We start from the raw sequence: 20,923 nt of genomic DNA on the forward strand, positions 1-20,923 counted from the left end.
CCCGATGGCCGGCGCGTCTTGTTCCTTGCGCGGGAAGCAGCAACTCGCTTCTTCCTGCGTTGCAGCAGTTGCCGTGTTTGTGTCTCGAAGGGAACGGCATGCCCGTCGTCGATCGATCCGCTGTGCGACGCCCCAACCGCATCGCCGAGTCTGTTGTCTTTCCCTCAGACCTGATACGGCTGCTGGTCGCCGACGCGCACGATCTTCAGCGTATTCGTGCCCCCGCTGGTGCCCATCGGGTCGCCCGCGGTGAGGACGATGAAGTCCCCCTTCCTGACGATCCCGGCGTCGGTGAGCAACTGTTCGGCGTCCTTGAGCAGTTCGTCGCGGGTCGTCGGTCGCTGGCTCATGAACAGCGGAAATACCGCGCGGTAGAGGCTCATCTTGGTCAGCGCGTCGGGCTGCGGGGTCAGCGCGTAGACCGGAACCCCGCAGCTCAGCCGGCTCATCCATAGCGCCGTGGCTCCGGACTCGGTGAGTGCGGCGATCGCCTTGACCTTCAGGTGATACGCCGTCCAGATCGCAGCCAGCGAGATCGTCTGGTCGATGCGTGTGAACACCTGATCGAGGAACTCGCGGTCGAGGGTCACTTCGGCCGACTCCTCGGCAGCCTGACAGATCCGCGCCATCGCCTCGACGGTCTCGACCGGATATCGGCCGGAAGCGGTCTCTGCCGAGAGCATGACCGCGTCGGTGCCGTCGAGGACCGCGTTGGCGACGTCGGAAACCTCGGCGCGAGTCGGGGCAGGGGCGAGGATCATCGATTCCATCATCTGCGTCGCGGTGATCGCCAGCCTGTTCTTCTCGCGCGCCAGCCGGATCATGCGTTTCTGGAGCGCAGGGACCGCCGCGTCGCCGACCTCGACGGCGAGGTCGCCGCGGGCGACCATGATCCCGTCGGATGCGGCGATGATCTCTTCGAGTGCGGCCACGGCCTCGACCCGCTCGATCTTGGCGATCGTGTGCGCCTGTCCGCCGGCAGCGTGGATCAGCTGCTTGGCCATGTACATGTCGGCCGCGCTCTTCGGGAACGAGACGGCGACGAAATCGACACCCATGCCGGCGGCGGTGCGGATGTCCTCCATGTCCTTGGCGGTCAGAGCGGGGGCCGAGAGACCTCCCCCCTGACGGTTGATCCCCTTGTTGTCCGAGAGCTCGCCACCGTGCCGGACGATCGTGAAGATCTCCGATCCGACGACCCGCTCGACGTCGAGGACTATCCGGCCGTCGTCGAGCAGGAGCACGCTCCCCGCCGAAACGTCGCGGGTCAGAGCCTTGTAGTCGAGGCCGACGCGCTCACCGTTGCCGAGATCGCAGTTGGCGTCGAGGATGAAACGCTGGCCCTTCTCGAGCCAGATCCGCCCGTCGGCGAAGCGCCCGACGCGGATCTTCGGTCCCTGGAGGTCGGCGAGGATGCCGACCGGTCTGCCCACACGTGCAGCCACTTCGCGGACGAGCCGCCCGCGCGCGACGTGATCCTCGGGCTTGCCGTGTGAGAAATTGAGGCGCACGACATCGACGCCGGCGCGGATCATGCGCTCGAGCGTGTCCGCGTCGGATGAAGCCGGGCCGAGGGTGGCGACGATCTTGGTATCTCGTGACATGGAGCTCCTATTGTTCTTGGATGGGGTTCACGGAATGCACGGTTGCCAAGCTTGGGCAGGACGAAAGGAAAGGGCGCCCGAAGGCGCCCCTGTGCGATGTCTAGCGGGACATCACGCGGACCATTTCGAGAACCTTGCACGAGTAGCCCCACTCGTTGTCGTACCACGAGACGATCTTGACGAAGGTGTTGTCGAGCGCCATTCCGGCTTCGGCGTCGAACACCGACGTGCAGCTTTCGCCGCGGAAGTCGGTGGCCACGACCTTCTCGTTCGTGTAGCCGAGGATGCCCTTCATCGAGGTTTCCGAGGCGGCCTTCATCGCCGCGCAGATTTCCTCGTAGGTCGCCGGGCTGTTCAGTTCGCAGGTCAGGTCGACGACCGAGACGTCCGATGTCGGCACGCGGAAGGCCATGCCGGTGAGCTTCTTGTTCAGTTCGGGAATGACCTTGCCGACTGCCTTGGCCGCACCGGTCGAGGACGGGATGATGTTCTCGAGGATGCCGCGGCCGCCGCGCCAGTCCTTGTTCGACGGGCCATCGACGGTTTTCTGTGTGGCCGTCGCGGCATGCACCGTGGTCATCAGGCCGCGCTTGATTCCCCAGTTGTCGTTGAGCACCTTGGCCACCGGGGCGAGGCAGTTGGTCGTGCAGGATGCATTCGAGATGATCGTCTGGCCGGCGTAGGTCCGGTCATTGACGCCGAAAACGAACATCGGCGTGTCGTCCTTGCTCGGTGCGCTCTGGATGACCTTCCGGGCGCCGGCAGCGATGTGCTTCTGGCAGGTGTCCAGGGTCAGGAAGAGGCCCGTCGACTCGACGACGACGTCGGCACCGACCTCACCCCACTTCAGCTCGGCCGGATCCTTGATGGCCGTCAGACGGATTTGCTTGCCGTTGACCACCAGCGTGTTGCCCTCGACGGCGATATCGCCCTTGAAGCGCCCGTGGACCGAGTCGTACTTCAGCATGTAGGCCAGGTAGTCCGGCTCGAGCAGGTCGTTGATACCGACGATTTCGATGTCCGGAAAGTTCTTGACGGCGGCGCGAAAAACCATCCGCCCGATGCGGCCGAAGCCATTGATTCCCACTTTGATAGTCATGAACGCTCTCCTTGAGAAATTGCAGCAGGGATTTCTACAACAGCGATTTCACGGTCTGGACGACGTGCGCCACCGTGAAACCGAACAAGTCAAACAGGCGGCCAGCGGGAGCCGACTCGCCAAAACGATCGATGCCGACGACGGCACCGTCGAGTCCGACATGGCGATACCAGAAGCCACTCACCCCGGCCTCGATCGCCAGGCGCGGCACGCCGCGTGGCAGCACGGCTTCACGGTAGCTGCGGTCCTGGTTTTCGAAGACTTCCACACAGGGCATCGACACGACACGCGCAGCGATTCCCTGGTCAGCCAGCGCCTGCGCGGCGTCGAGCGCCAGCCGGACTTCCGATCCGGTGGCGATGAGCACGACCCGGGGCGCTGGCGCGTCGGCGAGCACGTAGCCGCCGCGGCGCATCAGCTCGGGCGCGATGCCGTTGGTCACCGTCGGCAGGTTCTGGCGCGACAGCGCGAGGATCGTCGGGCCGTCCCGACGCTCGATGCCCGCCACCCAGGCGACTGCCGTCTCCGTCGCATCGGCCGGGCGCCACAGTTCGACGTTGGGGATCAGGCGCAGGCAGGCCAGGTGTTCGATCGGCTGATGCGTCGGGCCATCCTCGCCAAGGCCGATCGAATCGTGCGTATAGACCATGATCTGCCGCTGCTTCATCAGCGCGGCCATGCGGATCGCGTTGCGCGCGTAGTCCGAGAACACCAGGAAAGTCGCCGTGTACGGAATCAGGCCGCCGTGCAGCGCCAGGCCGTTGGCGATCGCCGTCATGGCGAATTCGCGAACGCCGTAGTAGAGGTAGCTTCCGCCGCTCGTGCGCGTGACCGCCTTCGCTCCAGACCACAGGGTCAGGTTCGAACCGGCGAGGTCGGCCGAACCGCCGACGAGCTCGGGAAGGTGCGCAGCCAGCGCGGCGATCGCGTTCTGCGATGCCTTGCGCGTGGCGATGTTCTCGGCCCGCCCGGCGACGCCGGCCAGCGTTCCGGCGACAAACGTCGGCCAGTCAGCCGGGAGATCGCCGCGCATGCGGCGCTGGAACTCGGCGGCGAGCTCGGGATACGCGCCAGCGTAGGCGTCGAACCGCTGTTGCCAGTTGCTCTCGAAAAAGCGGCCGCGTGCCCGGCCGTCCCACTGGTCGTAGAGTTCGGCGGGAATCTCGAACGGCGCGTGCGGCCAGTCGATGTGCCGGCGCGTGGCGGCGACTTCGGCTGCGCCGAGGGGTGCACCGTGCACGTCGTGCGTTCCGGCCTTGTTCGGCGAGCCGAGACCGATCTGCGTTCGGCAGCAGACCAGCGTCGGCCGGCCATTCTCGCTGCGCGCTACGAGCAGGGCCCTGTCGATCGCCTCGCTGTCGTGCCCGTCGACATCGGCGATGACGTGCCAGCCATAGGCCGCGAAACGCGCGGGCGTGTCGTCGGTGAACCAGCCCTCGACGTGCCCGTCGATCGATATGCCGTTGTCGTCGTACAGGACGATCAGCTTGCCCAGACCGAGCGTTCCGGCCAGCGAGCAGGCCTCGTGTGAGACACCTTCCATCAGGCAGCCATCGCCGACGAAGACGTAGGTCGCGTGGTCGACGATCTCATGGCCGGGCCGGTTGAACTCGTCCGCGAGGATCTTCTCGGCGATGGCCATGCCGACGGCGTTGGCCAGGCCCTGGCCGAGCGGACCGGTGGTCGTCTCGACCCCCGGCGTGTGTCCGACTTCGGGATGCCCAGGGGTGAGAGAGCCGAGCTGCCGGAAGTTCTTCAGGTCGTCGATCGACAACGGATAGCCGCTGAGATGCAGCAGCGCGTAGAGGAGCATCGAGCCGTGTCCGTTCGACAGGACGAAACGGTCGCGGTCCGGCCACTGCGGATTGGCCGGATTGTGGCGCAGATGACGGCGCCAGAGAACTGCTGCGATTTCAGCCATGCCCATCGGCATGCCCGGGTGGCCTGAGTTGGCCTGCTGGACCGCGTCCATGGCGAGGGCGCGGATGACACTGGTCAGGGGAGCAAAAGCAGTGGCCACGATGGATCGCCGATCACCGAAACGAGACGCTCACGCGTAGTTGGATTATCCGCCAAAACAGAATCATTTGCCACTCCTCCGGCCAGCAGCTCGGGGCGGGCCGCGGCGCTCACCCTGAACGGCTCCCGATTACCCGCCGTGAAGCATAGCAGGCTCCTTTGGAAAACAAAAGCTAAATAAGACGAGCAGAAAGTTTAACTTTTAATAATGATTGGCAGGGCCTACACTGCAACGCATTCACACCCGAACCGCTGGAGGAAAGCATGGCCGTCAAGACCTACAACGCTGGCGTCAAAGAGTATCGCCAGACCTACTGGGAACCGAAGTACGCGGTCAAGGAGACCGACATCCTCGCCGTCTTCAAGATCACCCCGCAGCCCGGCGTAGATCGCGAGGAGGCGGCCGCCGCCGTTGCCGCCGAATCGTCGACCGGGACCTGGACGACCGTGTGGACCGACCTGCTGACCGACCTCGACTACTACAAGGGGCGAGCCTATCGGATCGAGGACGTTCCCGGCGACGACAGCTGCTTCTACGCGTTCATCGCCTACCCGATCGACCTTTTCGAGGAGGGGTCGGTGGTCAACGTGTTCACCTCGCTGGTGGGCAACGTCTTCGGCTTCAAGGCGGTGCGTGCGCTGCGTCTCGAGGACGTGCGTTTTCCGATCGCTTACGTGAAGACCTGCGGTGGCCCACCACACGGCATCCAGGTCGAGCGCGACATCATGAACAAATACGGTCGCCCGCTGCTCGGCTGCACGATCAAGCCGAAGCTGGGGCTGTCGGCGAAGAACTACGGTCGTGCGGTCTACGAGTGTCTGCGCGGCGGCCTCGACTTCACCAAGGACGACGAGAACGTCAACAGCCAGCCGTTCATGCGCTGGCGGCAGCGTTTCGACTTCGTGATGGAGGCGATCCACAAGGCCGAACGCGAGACCGGCGAGCGCAAGGGCCACTACCTGAACGTGACCGCGCCGACACCCGAGGAGATGTACCGGCGTGCCGAGTACGCGAAGGAGATCGGCGCCCCGATCATCATGCACGACTTCATCACCGGTGGTTTCTGCGCCAATACCGGGCTGGCCAACTGGTGTCGCAGCAACGGAATCCTGCTGCACATCCATCGGGCGATGCACGCGGTGTTCGACCGCAACCCGCACCATGGCATCCACTTCCGCGTGCTGACCAAGATTCTCCGCCTGTCGGGTGGTGACCACCTGCACACCGGAACGGTCGTCGGCAAGCTCGAAGGCGACCGCCAGTCGACGCTCGGCTGGATCGACCTGCTGCGCGAGCGCATCATCCGCGAAGACCGCAGTCGCGGGATCTTCTTCGACCAGGACTGGGGTTCGATGCCCGGCGCCTTCGCCGTCGCGTCGGGCGGGATCCACGTCTGGCACATGCCGGCGCTGGTCAATATCTTCGGTGACGACGCCGTGCTCCAGTTCGGCGGTGGAACGCTCGGCCACCCCTGGGGAAATGCCGCCGGAGCAGCGGCCAACCGGGTCGCCCTCGAAGCCTGCGTCGAAGCTCGCAACCAGGGCGTGCCGATCGAACGCGAAGGCAAGGAGGTGCTCACCCGCGCCGCGGCGCACAGCCCCGAACTGAAGATCGCCATGGAAACCTGGAAGGAGATCAAGTTCGAATTCGACACCGTCGACAAACTCGACGTCGCCCATCGCTGAGCGCGCCGCGCTGTCGGTTACCCCGCCGGCGCTGCGACGACGCCCGAATCATCCCACCGCATCGAAAGGAAAACCGCACGTGAGCATGCAGGATTACGCCTCCCGTCTCAGTGATCCGGCCAGCCGGAAGTTCGAGACCTTCTCCTATCTGCCGCCGATGGACACTGCCGGGATTCGCAAGCAGGTCGAGTACATCGTCAACAAGGGCTGGAACCCGGCGATCGAGCACACCGAGCCCGAATACCTGATGGACACCTACTGGTACATGTGGAAGCTGCCGATGTTCGGCGAGACCGATGTCGAGAAGATCCTCGCCGAGGCCGAGGCCTGTCACAAGGCCAATCCGGGCAACCACGTGCGCCTGGTCGGCTACGACAACTTCAAGCAGTCGCTGGGCGCCGCGATGGTCGTCTATCGCGGCAGGACCGTCTGACCGGACACCGGCCAGGCTGCCAAGCACTCGCGGCGGGCGGTGCCGCCTTTCCGGCGCTGCGGTCCGTCCGCTGCCCGATCCGCGCCAACCCTGGAGGATGGAGATGAACCCGATCGTCGACCAGTACCGGATCGCCCGCGAGCCGTATTACCGTCCTGTTGCCGACGAGGTCGAGCTGTTCGCCGCGGCGTATTCCACGCGCATGCCGATGATGCTCAAGGGGCCGACCGGCTGCGGCAAGACGCGCTTCGTCGAGTACATGGCCTTCCGGCTCGGCCGGCCGCTGATCACCGTCGCCTGCAACGAGGACATGACCGCCTCGGACCTCGTCGGGCGATTCCTGCTCTCGGCCTCCGGAACCGAGTGGCACGACGGTCCGCTGGCCATCGCTGCGCGCCACGGGGCGATCTGCTACCTCGACGAAATCGTCGAGGGGCGGCAGGACACGACCGTGGTCATCCACCCGCTGACCGACAGTCGCCGCGTTCTGCCGCTCGAGAAGAAGGGCGAACTGCTCCGGGCGCATCCCGACTTCCAGATCGTCATTTCCTACAACCCGGGCTACCAGAGCCTGATGAAGGACCTCAAGCAGTCGACCAAACAGCGCTTCGGCGGACTCGACTTCAGCTATCCGGAGCACGGCGTCGAAGCCGAGATCGTCGCCCACGAGTCGGGGGTCTCCCCAGATGTCGCCGGCCGGCTCGTGTCGATCGCCGAGCGCTCGCGCAACCTCAAGGGTCACGGTCTCGACGAGGGGTTATCGACGCGCATGCTGATCCACGCCGGCAGCCTGATCAGCCGCGGCGTCCGGCCGCTGGCCGCGTGCCGCGTGGCGCTCGTGCGGCCGATCACCGACGATCCGGACATGCGCGACGCGCTCGATGCGGCGGTCAGCACCTTCTTCCAGGCGCAGGCGGGAGCGGCCGGCGCCGACCCTTCTCGAACCCCCAGCGGGGTAGCCGATGTCGATCGATCTGGCTGACTATCGCCAACTGCTCGACGGCCTCTCGCTGGCGAGCCGGGCGGCGCTGCAGGCGCACTGGCACGAGGCGACGCGCGTCCTTTCGCCGCGGGGTCTCGACAACTATCTGAGAGCCGCGGCAGCGATCGGCGATCTCGGTCGCGGCGATTCGCTGGTCGACGCCTGGCTCGGCGAAGCGCCGGTCGTCGCCCGGGAAATCGGCGAGGACGTCGTCGGCGATCTGGCTGCCGCCGCACTGTCGCTCGCCTCGCGGACCTCGGGGGCGGTGATCGAGCTGCTGCTTGCCACCGCCGCCACCGCCGCTCGTCGTCTCGCCGACGCCGAACTCTTCCGGAACTACCTGCAGTTCATCAACCTGCTCGTCGCCCAGGCGCCGCGCGGCGTGCGGCCGATGCTCGACAAGCTCGAGGTGCTCTTCGCGCAGCTCACCCTCGGCGGGCTGCGCCGCTGGGCGCTCTGGGGGGCGCACGCGTACCGGACCGACTATCCGGAGCAGATCAGGTACTTCGGTCTCGATAGCCGCGAATCGCTGGCCGTCCTGCAGAACGAGCGCAAGGGGACGCTGCTCGTCGACGTCCAACGCAGGATCAACATGTACCTGCGCGCCCTCTGGGGCGCGACTTCTTCATGCGCCCGACTTCCGGAGACTTCGAGTCGCGTGAGGGCCATCGCCCGTACATCGCGGACTACCTGCTGCACCTGCCCGACGCGGTCGACGATGCTGCCGGCGTGCCCGGCCTCGAGATCTACCGGGCGATCGCCGCCCACTGTGCGGCGCACGTCGTCGAGACGCGCCGGCCGATCTGCGCCGACGCGCTCGACCCGCTGCAGGTCGCGCTCGTCTCGCTGATCGAGGACGCGCGCGTCGAGGCGCTGGCGATTCGCCGTTTCCCCGGGCTGCAGCTGTTGTGGAGCCGCTTGCACTTTGCGACGCCGCAGATGTCGACGAGCATCGGCGGCCATCTCGACCGCCTGGCGCGCTCGCTGCTCGACCCAGCGTATCGCGACGACGACCCGTGGATCGGCGAAGGCCGCGCGCTGTTCGGCGCCGCTGCCGAGCGGCTCGACGACAACCGGATCTCCCGGGAAATCGGTGTCGCGCTCGCCCAGCGCCTGGCGCAGAAGAAGATCCCGTTCGACCCGCGCTGCGACCTGCAGAGCGCCCCGTATCGCGACGACAACCGCTACTTCTGGCAATTTCGCGAGTTCGATCCGGTGCGCGCGGCTGCCGCCGGCTATGCAACGCTCAGGCAGGTGCGCCGCACCGTCAACGTGATGGAAATGGTCAACGAGGTCGACGTCGAGACCGCCGGCGACGACGCCCAGGAGGTCTGGGTCCTGGCCAGCGAGCTCTTCCCGTACGAAGACCGGGGCACGAGCTACAACGAACTCGAGGGCCAGGAGCCGCTCCCCGATCCGTACCACTATGCCGAGTGGGACTATCAGATCCAGCTCGAACGACCGCTGTGGACGACGGTCGTCGAGAAGCGCGCACGGCCTGGCGACCTGCAGGTCGTCGCCGACATCGCCGCGCGCTACCGCCGCGAAATTCAGCGCATGCGCTTCGTCCTCGACGCGCTGCAGCCGCAGGGGGTCCAGCGCATCCGCAAGCTCGAGGACGGCGACGAGATCGACCTCGACGCGTCGATCGCCGGTCTCACCGACATTCGCCTCGGCCATCAGCCCGACCCGCGGATCATGATGCGCAGCGTGCGCAGGACGCGCGACCTCTCGATCCTCGTCCTGCTCGACCTCTCCGAGTCGACGAACGAACGCGTGCATGCCCAGAAGTGCTCGGTGCTCGACCTGACCCGACGCGCCTGCGTGCTTCTCGCCGATGCGATCAACAAGGTCGGCGACCCGTTCGCGATCCACGGCTTCTGCTCCGACGGCCGGCACGAAGTCGCCTACTACCGCTTCAAGGACTTCGCCGAGAGCTGGGACGACCAGCCGAAAGCTCGGCTCGCGGGCATGATCGGGCAGCTGTCGACGCGCATGGGCGCGGCGATCCGCCATGCCGGCCATCACCTCGGCCGACAGCGTTCGGCGAAGCGGCTGCTGCTGGTGATCACCGACGGCGAGCCGGCCGACGTCGACGTCCGCGATCCGCAGTATCTGCGCCAGGACGCGAAGAAGGCGGTCGAGGAGGTTGCCCGGGCCGGAGTCACCGCCTTCTGCCTGAGCCTCGATCCGCGCGCCGACGCGTACGTGTCGAGGATTTTCGGGCAAAGGAACTACCTCGTCGTCGACCAGGTCGAGCGCCTGCCCGAACGGCTGCCGCAGCTCTACGCGGGGCTGACGCGATGAGAAGTCGGGCGAATGGCGAGATCCTCTCCGGCCGGGCTCGGATTGAAACGAGCGGCCCTCGCTTGGGCGTGGATCTCGCGAGGGATCTCCCGGCTGATCGGTGGTGTGAAGAGGATCGGAAAGCCGTGTGCGGAAAGAGCGAATGCACGGCTTGATGAGGGAGTGCGGGCGAAAGCCGGTCGTGTACTCTACCCCTTCTTGAGCGCTTTCTAGTCGGGGCCGGCGACGATTCCCTGGTCGTGCAGGCGGCCGACTTCGGCTTCGCTGAGGCCGAGGATGTCGAGGAGGATTTCGTCGGTGTGCTCGCCGAGCCGTGGTGCGGGCATGGCCGGCAGGCGGGCGCTGCGCGAGAAGTCGAGCGGCGTCGCAGGCATCAGGTACGAGCCGATCCCCGCCTGCTCGACGACGCGGAACATCGGATTGGCCGGCGAGCAGTCGGGATCGCCGGCAATCGTCTCGCGCACGCTGCGATACGGGCCCCAGGTCGCGCGATGGGCATCGAGCACCGCTGCCGCTTCGGCGAGCGTTCGGGCGTGGAACCACGGTTCGAGCAGGGCGGCGATCTGCTGGCGGGCGCGGTAGCGATTGCCCTCGTCGTCGAGGTCGAGGCCGAGGCGAGCGCCGAGTTCGGCCATTACCTGCCGCGACCCGGTGGCCCTGAGCAGCGTGTGCCACTGCCGGCGGGTCAGGCCGACGACCATCAGCCGTTTTCCGTCGAGTGTCGCGAAGTCACGACCGAAGGCACCGTACAGATAGTTGCCCTGGCGCGGGCGGTCGCTGTCGTTGACCATCACTTCGGCGAGCATGCCGAAGTGCCCGAGCATCGCCAGCGCGACGTCCTTGAGCGCCAGGCGGACGAATTGCCCTTCGCCGGTCAGCCGTCGGTGCCTTTCCGCGGCGAGCAGGCCGACGGCGATCATCTGGCCGGCGATGAAGTCCCACGCCGGGAAGACGTGGTTGACCATTTCCGGCGAAGTCGTCGGTCCGGTCATCATCGGCAGGCCGACCTGCGGGGTCAGCGTGTAGTCGACCTCCGAACTGCCGTCGCGGCGACCGGTCAGGTTGACCATCACCAGATCCGTACGGCGTTTGCGCAGGGCTTGATAGTCGAGCCAGCCGGTCGCCGGGAAGTTGGTGCTGAACAGGCCGGCGTGCTCGCCCGGCGCGCAGATCAGCGCGGTGAGCAACTCCTGTCCGCGGGGCACGCGGAAATCGACGGCGATCGACCGTTTCCCCTTGTTGAGACCAGCCCAGAAGAGGCTGTGCTTGCCGTCACGGGTGACTGGCCAGCGCTGGTGATCGAGGCCGCCGCCGATCGGGTCGAAACGGATCACTTCGGCGCCGAGTTGCGCGAGGGTCATTCCGCCCAGGGGAGCGGCGACGAAGGCCGATCCCTCGACCACCCGCAGACCCTTGAGAATTCCCTGCCCAGGGGCGCCGGATTGTGCTTCCCCGGCCGGCTTGACGTTGTCGGTCGCTGCGTTCTGGTCGTCGATCACTGTCGTCCTCCTGGCTGCCGGGCCACCGGCGTCCGGACGCTGCTGCGCGCGGCCCGTGCCGACGGCGCGGACCCGCCGCAGGCGTCTGCACGCCGTGGTGGCAAGTCGACAAAATGTCAACTATATTACTTTCCAGTGTTAGAGGAACGGTCAGCGTGCCGCGTCCGGAATCTGGGGGAACGATGAACACTGTGGCGAGACGGCGGAAGCCCGGTTGGCCAGCGACGGCGAGCCGGCCGTCGCTGGCCATCCCGCTGAAGGCGACGATCCGCGAGTCGCCCCCGTCGCTGCCTGCCGTCTCCGAGCTTTCCCGACTGCCCACGGCTTCTGTCGCCGGCAGTGTGTCGGGCGTCACCGAAGACCCGCGGCGCCCGATCGGTAGCCCAGCGCCCGGGCGCCCGTCTCCAGTCATGCACCATCGGTTCCCGCGCGTCGAACCTGCGCGAAGAGCGTTCCCGCGCCAATCACCCGTTCGTATCCGTAACCGCTTTCCGAGCAACATTGATGGAGGAAAGACATGAAGCTCACGTTGACCCCTGACGATCTGGCCGCCTGCTACAACGAACTCCACGAGGCCAATGCGGCGTTCAAGGAGCACTACCCGGGCGATTCTTCGGACCGGCAGCAGGTGCACACGGTCTATGGTGGTGCCAACCTGTTCAAGGCCGGCTTCGCCGCCAAGCTCGGCGAAGTCGCGCTCAGGACGCTCGAAACCTACGCTCCCAATTACCACGTCTTCGCGCGCGTGCTCGGCTTGCCCGGCGCCGAAACGCTGCCCACCAACCCGCTCGAGATCCTCAGCCTGACGCGGGCACTCGAGACCAATCCCGAACAGGTCCGGGAGGTGAAGCAGGCCGCCTGGCTGGCGTTCACGGTTTACAAGCGGGTGCTCAGGAAGCTCCAGTCCGAGCCGATCGAGGACAACCGCATCGACTTCGAGGACGGCTACGGCAACCGTCCGGACGACGAGGAAGACGGTCACGCCGTCGCGGCGGCCGACGAGGTCGCCAAGGGAATGCGCGATGGACTGCTCTCTCCGTTCATCGGCATCCGCGTCAAGACCTTCTCCGACGAATGCAAGGTGCGTTCGATCCGCACGCTGGACATTTTCCTGACCCGTCTGGCCGAGCAGACCGGCAGCAGACTGCCGGAGAACTTCGTCGTGACGCTGCCCAAGGTGACGACGCCGACCCAGGTGTCCACCTTCGTCAGGATCCTCGATACGCTCGAAGCGAGGCTGGGCTATCCGAAGGACTCGCTGAAGATGGAGATCATGATCGAGACCACCCAGTCGATCATCAATCACAAGGGCGAGAACACGGTGCCGTTGCTGGTCGCCGCCGCCGGTGGCCGCTGCCGCTCGGCGATCTTCGGGACCTACGATTACACGGCGTCGTGCAACATCACCGCGGCGTTCCAGAGCCACACCCATCCGGCCTGCGATTTCGCTCGCCACGTGCTGCAGGTCAGCCTCGCCGGCACCGGCATCACGATCAGCGACGGCGCGACGACGACCATGCCGATCGGGCCGCACAAGGCCGCTGCGGGCGGCGCGCTGACGCCGCAGCAGATGGATGAAAACCGCGCCGTGGTGCACGCCGCGTGGAAGCTGCACTACGACAACATCATGCATTCGCTGAGTCACGGCTACTACCAGGGATGGGATCTGAACCCTGGTCAGCTGCCGGTGCGCTATGCGGCGGTCGATACCTTCTTCCTCAGCGGCCTGCAGGACGCCTCGGCACGGCTCAACGCGTTCCTCAACAAGGCCGCCCAGGCGACGCTGGTCGGCAATACCTTCGACGATGCGGCGACCGGGCAGGGGCTGCTGAACTTCTTCCTGCGCGGGATGGCCTGCGGGGCGATCACTGAGCAGGAAGTCCTGGCCACCGGCATCACGCTCGACGAACTGCGTTCGCGCTCGTTCGTGCGCATCGTCAACAACCGCGCCAGGCTATAGGCCCGGGCGGCTCGCCAACACGGCCAGCGAAGAGTAGCGCCAACTCGCCAGAAGGAAAGGAACAAGTCATGACCGAGGTCAATCGCGGGATCCAGGAAGCGTGGCCGCATCTCGAATCTGCCGACGCAGCGATCAGGAAGTCGCTGCGCTGGCTCAAGCAGCAATGCACAGGTGCCAGGGGGGTGTCGAGCGAGAAGCTCGACGAGCATCAGATGACCAGTTTCGACCTGGCCTGGTGCGCGGCCGAATCGACCGCTGCCCGCTTTGCGGCGGAGTACGCCGCCAGGGTCGCGGCCGTCGGTAGGTCGGGCGGCGCGGGCGTGAGCATCGAGGAGCGAATGGCGCTCGCCTTCTGCGCCGAGGCCCTGCAGAACATCCACAACCGTCTGTGGGCGAGACCGCAAAGCTTCGGCCTCGACGAAGCCGACGTGGCGGCTCTCGCTTCGTCGGGTCTGAGTCATTTTTGCCAGGAGCAGCTCGACGCGCACCATCTCGAAGCGCTCGGCAAGGACGTGATCGCGCTCAACGGCACGAGCGGGGCGTACCTGCTGAGCGACGACGCGACGATGATGCAGGATTCGTTCCGCAAGCTGGCGACGAACGTGGTGATGCCTCTGGCCGAGGAGATCCATCGCCACGACCGGATCATCCCGCAGGAAATCCTCGAACCGCTGACCGAAATGGGTTGCTTCGGTCTGTCGATTCCCGAGCGCTACGGTGGTATCCAGAGCGATGCGCATGAAGACAACATGGGCATGATCGTGGTCACCGAGGAACTCTCGCGCGGCTCTCTTGGCGGTGCGGGCAGCCTGATCACCCGTCCCGAGATCCTCAGCCGGGCCTTGCTCAAGGGGGGCACCGAGGAACAGAGGGAGAAGTGGCTGCCGAGGGTCGCGATGGGCGATCCGCTGTGCGCGATCGCCGTGACCGAGCCGGACGCCGGCTCGGACGTCGCCGCGATGCGCCTCAAGGCGACGAAGTGCGACGGCGGCTGGATTCTCGACGGCGTCAAGACCTGGTGCACGATGGCCGGCAAGGCCGGCGTTCTGCTCGTCCTGGCGCGGAGCAACCCGGATCGCTCGCTCGGCCACCGGGGTCTGAGCATGTTCCTCGTCGAAAAGGACGCCTACGAAGGGCACGACTTCGAGTACCGGCAGGCGCAGGGCGGCATGATCACCGGTCGCGCGATCGCGACGATCGGCTATCGCGGGATGCATTCGTACGAGGTGTTCTTCGACCATGTCTTCGTTCCCGACGAGAACCTGGTCGGCGGCCCGGATGGCGAAGGCAAGGGTTTCTACATCGCGATGGCCGGCTTCGCCGGCGGCCGGATCCAGACCGCAGCGCGTGCGATCGGCGTCATGCAGGCGGCTTTCGAGCGGGCGGTTTCGTATTCGCAGGAGCGCAAGGCGTTCGGCAAGCCGATCGGCGAGTTCCAGCTGACGCGCGTCAAGCTCGCGCGGATGGCCACGCTGCTGACCGTTTCAAGGCAGTTTACCTACGCCGTCGGGCGGCTGATGGACCAGGGTCTCGGCCAGATGGAGGCGAGCATGGTCAAGCTGTTCACCTGCCGGACGGCCGAGTGGCTGACCCGCGAAGCGATGCAGATCCACGGCGGCATGGGCTACGCCGAGGAAACGCCGGTCAGCCGTTATTTCGTCGACGCGCGCGTCCTGTCGATCTTCGAGGGAGCCGAGGAGACGCTGGCCCTCAAGGTCATTACCCGTTCCCTGATCGACGCGCTCTAGGTCGGGCCGCAGGCCGACCACGCGTCTCGCGAAAAGGAGGATCCGATGTCGCAGGCCATTCGTTTCCGGCCGCAGGTCGAACTTGCCGGGAAGGTCGCGGTGGACGTCCAGAACGTCCGCTACCCGCACTACGGACGTTATCTCGAAGAGTTCTCGCCAGGGCAGGTCTTCGTCCACCCGCGCGGCTTCACCTTCCTGCGCGCGCAGATGGAGGCCTTTGCCCGGACCTACATGCAGTGCAATCCGCTCTACCTCAACGACCAGTATGCCAGGGCTTGCGGTTTCTCGGGGCTGGTCGCTTCGCCGCAGATGGTCTTCAACGTCGTCCTCTCGCTCGGCGTGCAGAACGACTCGGAGAAGGCGATGGCCAACCTCGGCTACTACGATGCGCAGTACCTGCGGCCGGTGTACGAAATGGACACGATCCGCTCGCTGACCAAGGTCGTCGATCGCAAGGAGCGGGGCCCGGGCAAACCGGGGATCGTGACGATCCGCACGCTCGGTATCAACCAGAACGGTGAGGTGGTGCTGCAGTATCAGAGGAAGATCATGGTCGCCGGGCAGGGCGAGCGTCCGCCAACGACGCCGTTGCCCGCGCCGGTCGACGGTCGCATGCCGGCCTTCCCGTGGGTGGAAGACGGCGCAGTCGTGCTGCCCGATTTCCCGGCGCGGCTGCCGCTCGGGCTCACCGGACCCGGATCGTTCTTCGAGGACTTCTCGGTCGGCGAGATCATCGTCCATGCCAACGGCCGGACGATCACCGACGAGCACCTCGCGCTGACCTACGCGGTCGGCAACACGCATCCGCTGCACTTCGACCGGGTTTTCAGCTCGGGTCTGTCCGGCAAGATGAGCGGCGACCCGATCGTCTATGGCGGGCTGGCCTTTGCCTGGCTCGAAGGACTCGCCAGCCGCGACGTCAGCGACAACAGCGTCTGGGAACTCGGCTTCACCGAGGGCTACCACACGCAGCCGTCGATTGCCGGCGATACGGTCGCCGTGCTGTCGCGCGTGCTGGCCAAGGAAGAAGCGCCGGGTACGCTGGCCGATCGGTTCGGTATCGTCAGCTTCCAGCTCGTCGGGGTCAAGAACGTCAGCGCGGCGGCCGCGCTGGCCAGGCACGGCGGGGACCTGTTCGTCAAGGAGAACGACAAGAAGGATCTCGGCAAGGACAAGATCGACGAGAAGATCTTCGAAATCGAAAGACGTCTGCTGATCAGGAAGAGGAGCTAATCATGGTTGCCGCCTCGCGGAAGAGGGACCAGCCCTGGCTGATAAGGACCTACAGCGGTCATAGCTCGGCCAGGGCGTCCAACGAGCTGTATCGCAGCAATCTGGCCAAGGGCCAGACCGGTCTGTCGGTAGCCTTCGACCTGCCGACGCAGACCGGTTACGACGCCGACAGTCCGCTCGCGCGCGGTGAGGTGGGCAAGGTCGGTGTGCCGATCTCGAGCATCGAGGACATGGATCAGCTGTTCGACCAGATCCCCCTCGACCAGATGAACACGTCAATGACCATCAACGCCACCGCGGCCTGGTTGCTCGCGCTGTACATCGCTCTGGCGCAGCGGCGCGGAATCGATCCGAGAAAGCTCAGCGGCACGACCCAGAACGACATCATCAAGGAGTATCTCTCGCGCGGTACGTACATTTATCCGCCGGGTCCGTCGATGCGCCTGATCGCCGACACGATCAACTACACGGTCAGGCACGTCCCGAGGTGGAACCCGACCAACGTCTGCAGCTATCACCTGCAGGAGGCGGGCGCGACACCGGTGCAGGAACTCGCCTACGCGCTGTGCACGGCGATGGCCGTGCTCGACCGCGTCAAGGCTTCGGGCGAGATCGCTGCCGAGGATTTTCCGCAGGTCGTCGAGCGGATCTCGTTCTTCGTCAATGCCGGTATCCGCTTCGTCGAGGAGTGCTGCAAGCTGCGCGCATTCGGCGAGATGTGGGACGAGCTGACGCGCACCCGCTACCAGGTGGACGATGCGAAGATGCGGCGCTTCCGCTACGGCGTCCAGGTCAACTCGCTGGGTTTGACCGAGGCGCAGCCGGAGAACAACGTGCAGCGGATCGTTCTCGAGATGCTCTCGGTGGTCCTCTCGAAGCGCGCCAGGGCGCGCGCGATCCAGCTTCCGGCGTGGAACGAGGCGATGGGCCTGCCGCGACCCTGGGATCAGCAGTGGGCGCTGCGCATCCAGCAGGTGATGGCCTTCGAAACCGACCTGCTCGAGTACGGCGACATCCTCGACGGTTCGCCGGTGATCGCCGCCAAGGTCGCCGAGCTGATCGCCGGCGCCCGGCAGGAGATCGAGAACGTCGACGCGCAGGGCGGGATCATTGCCGCGATCGAGTCCGGTTACGTCAAGCGCGAACTGGTGGCCAGCCACATGAACCGTCTGCGCGCGATCGAGTCGGGCGAGCTGAAGATCATCGGCGTCAACTGCTTCGAGGAAACGGCCGAGTCGCCGCTGACTGCCGGTAGCGACGCAGCGATCATGAAACCCGACCCGGAAGCCGAGCGCCGGCAGATCGAACGGCTGCAGGCGCATCGCCGGCAGCGCAACGGCAGCGACGTGCAGGCCGCGCTGCAGGCACTCGCCGACGCCGCGCAGAGTGGCGAGAACATCATGCCGAGTTCGATTCGCTGCGCGCTCGCGGGGGTCAGTACCGGCGAATGGGGAAACGCGCTGCGTGCCGTCTTCGGCGAGTTCCGACCACCGACCGGAATCGACATCGCGATCGACAGCCGCGAGGTTCTCGGTCAGAAGGATCGGGTCAGCGACCTGCGCGACAGGGTGGCCAGTACGGGCAATGCCCTGGGTCGTCCGTTGAAGCTGCTGGTCGGCAAACCCGGCCTCGACGGCCATTCGAACGGCGCCGAACAGGTCGCCGTCAAGGCCAGGGACGTCGGTTTCGAAGTGGTGTACGACGGAATCCGGCTGACTCCGCAGCAGATCGCGCAAGCGGCCGAGGAGGAAGGCGTGCATGTGGTCGGCCTGTCGATCCTCTCGGGCAGCCACATGGAACTCGTGGAGTCGGTGCTGCAGGAACTGCGCACCCGCGACCTCGGCGACCTGCCGGTGATCGTCGGCGGCATCGTTCCGCCCGAGGATGCCGATCGTCTGTTCGCGCTGGGCGTGCGCGGCGTCTATACGCCGAAGGACTTCGACCTGAACGCGATCATGGGCGACATCGTCGATGTCGTCCGTGAGTGCAACGGGCTCGAGCGGCTCGGCGCGTTGCATTGACGCCGCAAGTGGCGCACGCCAGCCTTCCCGATCCGGAGCTGCTCGCTTCCCGGATCCTGCGCCGCGAGCGGGCAGCCGTGGCCAGCGGCCTGAACCTGCTCGACAACAGGCTCGCCGAGGCGCGCATGCGGGCCGTGCGCCTGCTCGCCTGTCTCTCGGGTGAGCGCTGGCTGAACGAAGGCCATCTGATCGGGGTCACCGGTCCTCCCGGAGCGGGCAAGTCGTCGCTCGTCTCGGCGATGATCCGCGAGTGGCGAGCATCGGGGCGGACGGTCGGCGTGCTCGCCGTCGATCCGTCGAGTCGTCCCGAACTCGGCGGCGGCGCGCTGCTCGGCGACCGCATCCGGATCAAGACGCCGCTGAACGACGACGGCCTGTTCATCCGTTCGCTGGCCAATCGCAACCAGCTTGGCGGGGTGGCCAGCGAGGTCTGGCCGATGAGCTGGCTGATGCTCGTCTGTTTCGACGTGGTGGTGATCGAGACCGTCGGCGTCGGACAGACCGAGATCGACATTGCCGAGATCGGCGATACGGTGTGTTACGTCGCCCAGCCGGCTTCGGGCGACACGATTCAGTATCTGAAGTCGGGAATCATCGAAATTCCCGACATCTTCGCGGTCAACAAGGCTGACCTCGGAGCCCCCGCGCGCAAGACGGCGAGCGAGATCGCGCGCAGCGCGCGGCGTCAGGATCGTCGCGACGACTGGGATTACCCGGTTTGTCTGGTCAGCGCGACGATGACCACCGGCATCAGGTCCTTTCACGACCATTTCGACCGGCACCGCCGGTATCTGGTCGATTCCGGCCTGCTCGGCAGACTGCGCTTGCGCCATCAGAGCGCCTGGGTGGTGCGTCTGATCAGGGAGGAATTCGGTACTTTCGGCCTCGATCTGGCGGGTGGTCGTGCCGCCGTCGAACGACGTCTGAGCGAGAGCCGATGCAATCAGTTCGAGGAGTACGAGCGTATGCGGACGCATATGCTGTCCCGCTTGCTGTCGGTCAACCAAACGACCCTTTAACCAAGAAGGAGCTTCCAGATGACGAAACAACTGTACGCACTGGGTGAATTGCCTCCGCTGGGCACGGTCCCGGAAAAGATGCACGCCTGGCTGATTCGCCCCGAACGCTTTGGCAAGCCTACGGTCGCGTTCCAGCAGGAGGTGGTCAATACGCCGGCCATCGGCGACGATGAAGTCCTGGTTCTGGTGATGGCCGCCGGAATCAACTACAACAACGTCTGGGCGGCGCTGGGCATTCCGGTCAATGTGATCGCCGCGCGCAACAAGGCCGGCGAACCCGAAGACTTCCACATCGGTGGCAGCGACGCCTCCGGCATCGTCTACAAGGTCGGCAAGGACGTCAGGAACGTCAAGGTCGGCGACGAAGTGGTCATGCATTGCGGTCAATGGAGTCGCAACTGCGAGTGGGTCAAGGGCGGTGGCGATCCGATGTATTCGCCGAGCTTCCGCATCTGGGGCTACGAGACCAACCACGGCAGCTTTGCCCAGTTCACCAAGGTCCAGGACCATCAGTGCATGCCCAAGCCCAAGCACATGACCTGGGAAGAGTCGGCCGCCTATACGCTGGTGGCGGCGACGGCGTGGCGGATGCTGCACGGCTGGGGCGCCAACTCGATCAAGAAGGGCGACGTCGCCCTGATCTGGGGCGGTGCAGGCGGCCTCGGTTCGATGGCCATCCAGATCGCCAAGGCCGTCGGCGCGACGTCGGTCGCGGTGGTCTCGGGCGAGGACAAGTTCGACTACTGCATGAAGCTCGGCGCGAAAGGGTGCATCAACCGCAACGAGTTCGACCACTGGGGAATGCTGCCGCACTGGAAGGACAACGCGGGCTACGCGAAATGGCTGAAGGGCGTGCGGGCCTTCGGCTCGAAGATCTGGGACATCCTGGGTGAGCGGCGCGCTCCGAATCTCGTCTTCGAGCATCCCGGCGAAACGACGATCCCGACCTCGATTTTCGTCTGCGAGACCGGCGGGATGGTGGTCGTCTGTGCGGGCACCACCGGTTACAATGCGACGGTCGATCTGCGCTACCTCTGGATGCGCCAGAAGCGCCTGCAGGGATCGCATTTCGCCAACGCCAAGCAGTCGAACGACATGAACCAGCTGGCGCTGCAGGGCCAGCTCGACCCGTGCATGTCGCGCGCCTTCACCTACGATGATCTGCCACTTGCCCATCAACTCATGCACGACAACAAACACCCGCACGGCAACATGTCGGTCCTCGTTTCCGCGACCCAGTTCGGTCTCGGAGTCAGCGGCAAGGCTGCGGTGACGATCGTCCATCCGACGCTGCCCAAGGACGACGTCCATAC

General features: G+C 65.8%; 11 protein-coding genes and 3 pseudogenes. 10 read left to right on the forward strand and 4 right to left on the reverse strand.

Annotation, left to right across the window (positions count from 1 at the left end; translation table 11 throughout):
• Positions 1-164: 164 nt before the first annotated feature.
• The 3 genes from pyk to tkt all read right to left on the reverse strand — a co-directional run bounded on the left by pyk (position 165) and on the right by tkt (position 4,723).
• Positions 165-1,604, reverse strand: coding sequence for a pyruvate kinase (gene pyk, locus NFW05_RS00065; RefSeq protein WP_295301649.1), 1,440 nt, complete (start codon positions 1,602-1,604; stop codon positions 165-167).
• Between the two features lie 100 nt (positions 1,605-1,704).
• On the reverse strand, positions 1,705-2,703 hold the full coding sequence (gene gap / locus NFW05_RS00070; protein ID WP_295301650.1) for a type I glyceraldehyde-3-phosphate dehydrogenase: 999 nt from the start codon (positions 2,701-2,703) through the stop codon (positions 1,705-1,707).
• A 34-nt stretch (positions 2,704-2,737) separates the two neighbouring features.
• Entirely contained in the window at positions 2,738-4,723 is a 1,986-nt protein-coding gene (gene tkt, locus NFW05_RS00075; RefSeq protein WP_295301652.1) for a transketolase, read from the reverse strand.
• A 263-nt stretch (positions 4,724-4,986) separates the two neighbouring features.
• Between tkt and NFW05_RS00080 the strand changes: the two genes are divergently transcribed.
• The 4 genes and pseudogenes from NFW05_RS00080 (at position 4,987) to NFW05_RS00095 (ending at position 10,130) form a co-directional block, all read left to right on the forward strand.
• Positions 4,987-6,408 (forward strand): form I ribulose bisphosphate carboxylase large subunit, encoded by a 1,422-nt coding sequence (locus tag NFW05_RS00080; protein WP_295301655.1) that lies wholly within the window; start codon positions 4,987-4,989, stop codon positions 6,406-6,408.
• A gap of 85 nt (positions 6,409-6,493) precedes the next feature.
• Entirely contained in the window at positions 6,494-6,841 is a 348-nt protein-coding gene (locus NFW05_RS00085) for a ribulose bisphosphate carboxylase small subunit (protein ID WP_295301719.1), read from the forward strand.
• A 103-nt stretch (positions 6,842-6,944) separates the two neighbouring features.
• Positions 6,945-7,745: pseudogene (locus tag NFW05_RS00090) on the forward strand (CbbQ/NirQ/NorQ/GpvN family protein); the annotation flags it as partial.
• 58 nt (positions 7,746-7,803) lie between these two features.
• A pseudogene (locus tag NFW05_RS00095) lies at positions 7,804-10,130 on the forward strand (nitric oxide reductase activation protein NorD).
• 209 nt (positions 10,131-10,339) lie between these two features.
• On the opposite strand, the gene NFW05_RS00100 reads toward NFW05_RS00095, so the two are convergent.
• The gene (locus tag NFW05_RS00100) at positions 10,340-11,551 is read right to left on the reverse strand and encodes a 2-methylfumaryl-CoA isomerase (RefSeq protein ID WP_295301720.1); all 1,212 of its coding nucleotides are present in this window, start codon (positions 11,549-11,551) and stop codon (positions 10,340-10,342) included.
• A gap of 595 nt (positions 11,552-12,146) precedes the next feature.
• On the opposite strand from NFW05_RS00100, the gene NFW05_RS00105 reads away from it, so the two are divergent.
• From NFW05_RS00105 to ccrA, 6 genes and pseudogenes are all read left to right on the forward strand, one after another.
• Positions 12,147-13,589 (forward strand): phosphoenolpyruvate kinase, encoded by a 1,443-nt coding sequence (locus tag NFW05_RS00105; RefSeq protein ID WP_295301662.1) that lies wholly within the window; start codon positions 12,147-12,149, stop codon positions 13,587-13,589.
• Between the two features lie 68 nt (positions 13,590-13,657).
• On the forward strand, positions 13,658-15,337 hold the full coding sequence (locus NFW05_RS00110) for an acyl-CoA dehydrogenase family protein (protein WP_295301663.1): 1,680 nt from the start codon (positions 13,658-13,660) through the stop codon (positions 15,335-15,337).
• A gap of 45 nt (positions 15,338-15,382) precedes the next feature.
• On the forward strand, positions 15,383-16,570 hold the full coding sequence (locus NFW05_RS00115) for a MaoC family dehydratase (RefSeq protein WP_295301666.1): 1,188 nt from the start codon (positions 15,383-15,385) through the stop codon (positions 16,568-16,570).
• Between the two features lie 2 nt (positions 16,571-16,572).
• Positions 16,573-18,591 (forward strand): protein meaA, encoded by a 2,019-nt coding sequence (locus tag NFW05_RS00120; protein WP_295301669.1) that lies wholly within the window; start codon positions 16,573-16,575, stop codon positions 18,589-18,591.
• Between the two features lie 8 nt (positions 18,592-18,599).
• A complete protein-coding gene (locus NFW05_RS00125; protein WP_295301672.1) occupies positions 18,600-19,610 on the forward strand; it encodes a methylmalonyl Co-A mutase-associated GTPase MeaB in 1,011 nt (336 codons plus the stop codon).
• Positions 19,611-19,628: 18 nt separating this feature from the next.
• Positions 19,629-20,861, forward strand: a pseudogene (gene ccrA / locus NFW05_RS00130) (crotonyl-CoA carboxylase/reductase); the annotation flags it as partial.
• Positions 20,862-20,923 lie beyond the last annotated feature (62 nt).

It is taken from the genome of Accumulibacter sp. (genome assembly GCF_023806625.1).
Taxonomy (GTDB): domain Bacteria; phylum Pseudomonadota; class Gammaproteobacteria; order Burkholderiales; family Rhodocyclaceae; genus Accumulibacter.

Coding starts and splice junctions, on each gene's coding strand:
- pyk (WP_295301649.1), bottom strand. CDS start 1,604: ATGTCACGAGATACCAAGATCGTCGCCACCCTCGGCCCGGCTTCATCC.
- gap (WP_295301650.1), bottom strand. CDS start 2,703: ATGACTATCAAAGTGGGAATCAATGGCTTCGGCCGCATCGGGCGGATG.
- NFW05_RS00080 (WP_295301655.1), top strand. CDS start 4,987: ATGGCCGTCAAGACCTACAACGCTGGCGTCAAAGAGTATCGCCAGACC.
- NFW05_RS00085 (WP_295301719.1), top strand. CDS start 6,494: ATGCAGGATTACGCCTCCCGTCTCAGTGATCCGGCCAGCCGGAAGTTC.
- NFW05_RS00105 (WP_295301662.1), top strand. CDS start 12,147: ATGAAGCTCACGTTGACCCCTGACGATCTGGCCGCCTGCTACAACGAA.
- NFW05_RS00110 (WP_295301663.1), top strand. CDS start 13,658: ATGACCGAGGTCAATCGCGGGATCCAGGAAGCGTGGCCGCATCTCGAA.
- NFW05_RS00115 (WP_295301666.1), top strand. CDS start 15,383: ATGTCGCAGGCCATTCGTTTCCGGCCGCAGGTCGAACTTGCCGGGAAG.
- NFW05_RS00120 (WP_295301669.1), top strand. CDS start 16,573: ATGGTTGCCGCCTCGCGGAAGAGGGACCAGCCCTGGCTGATAAGGACC.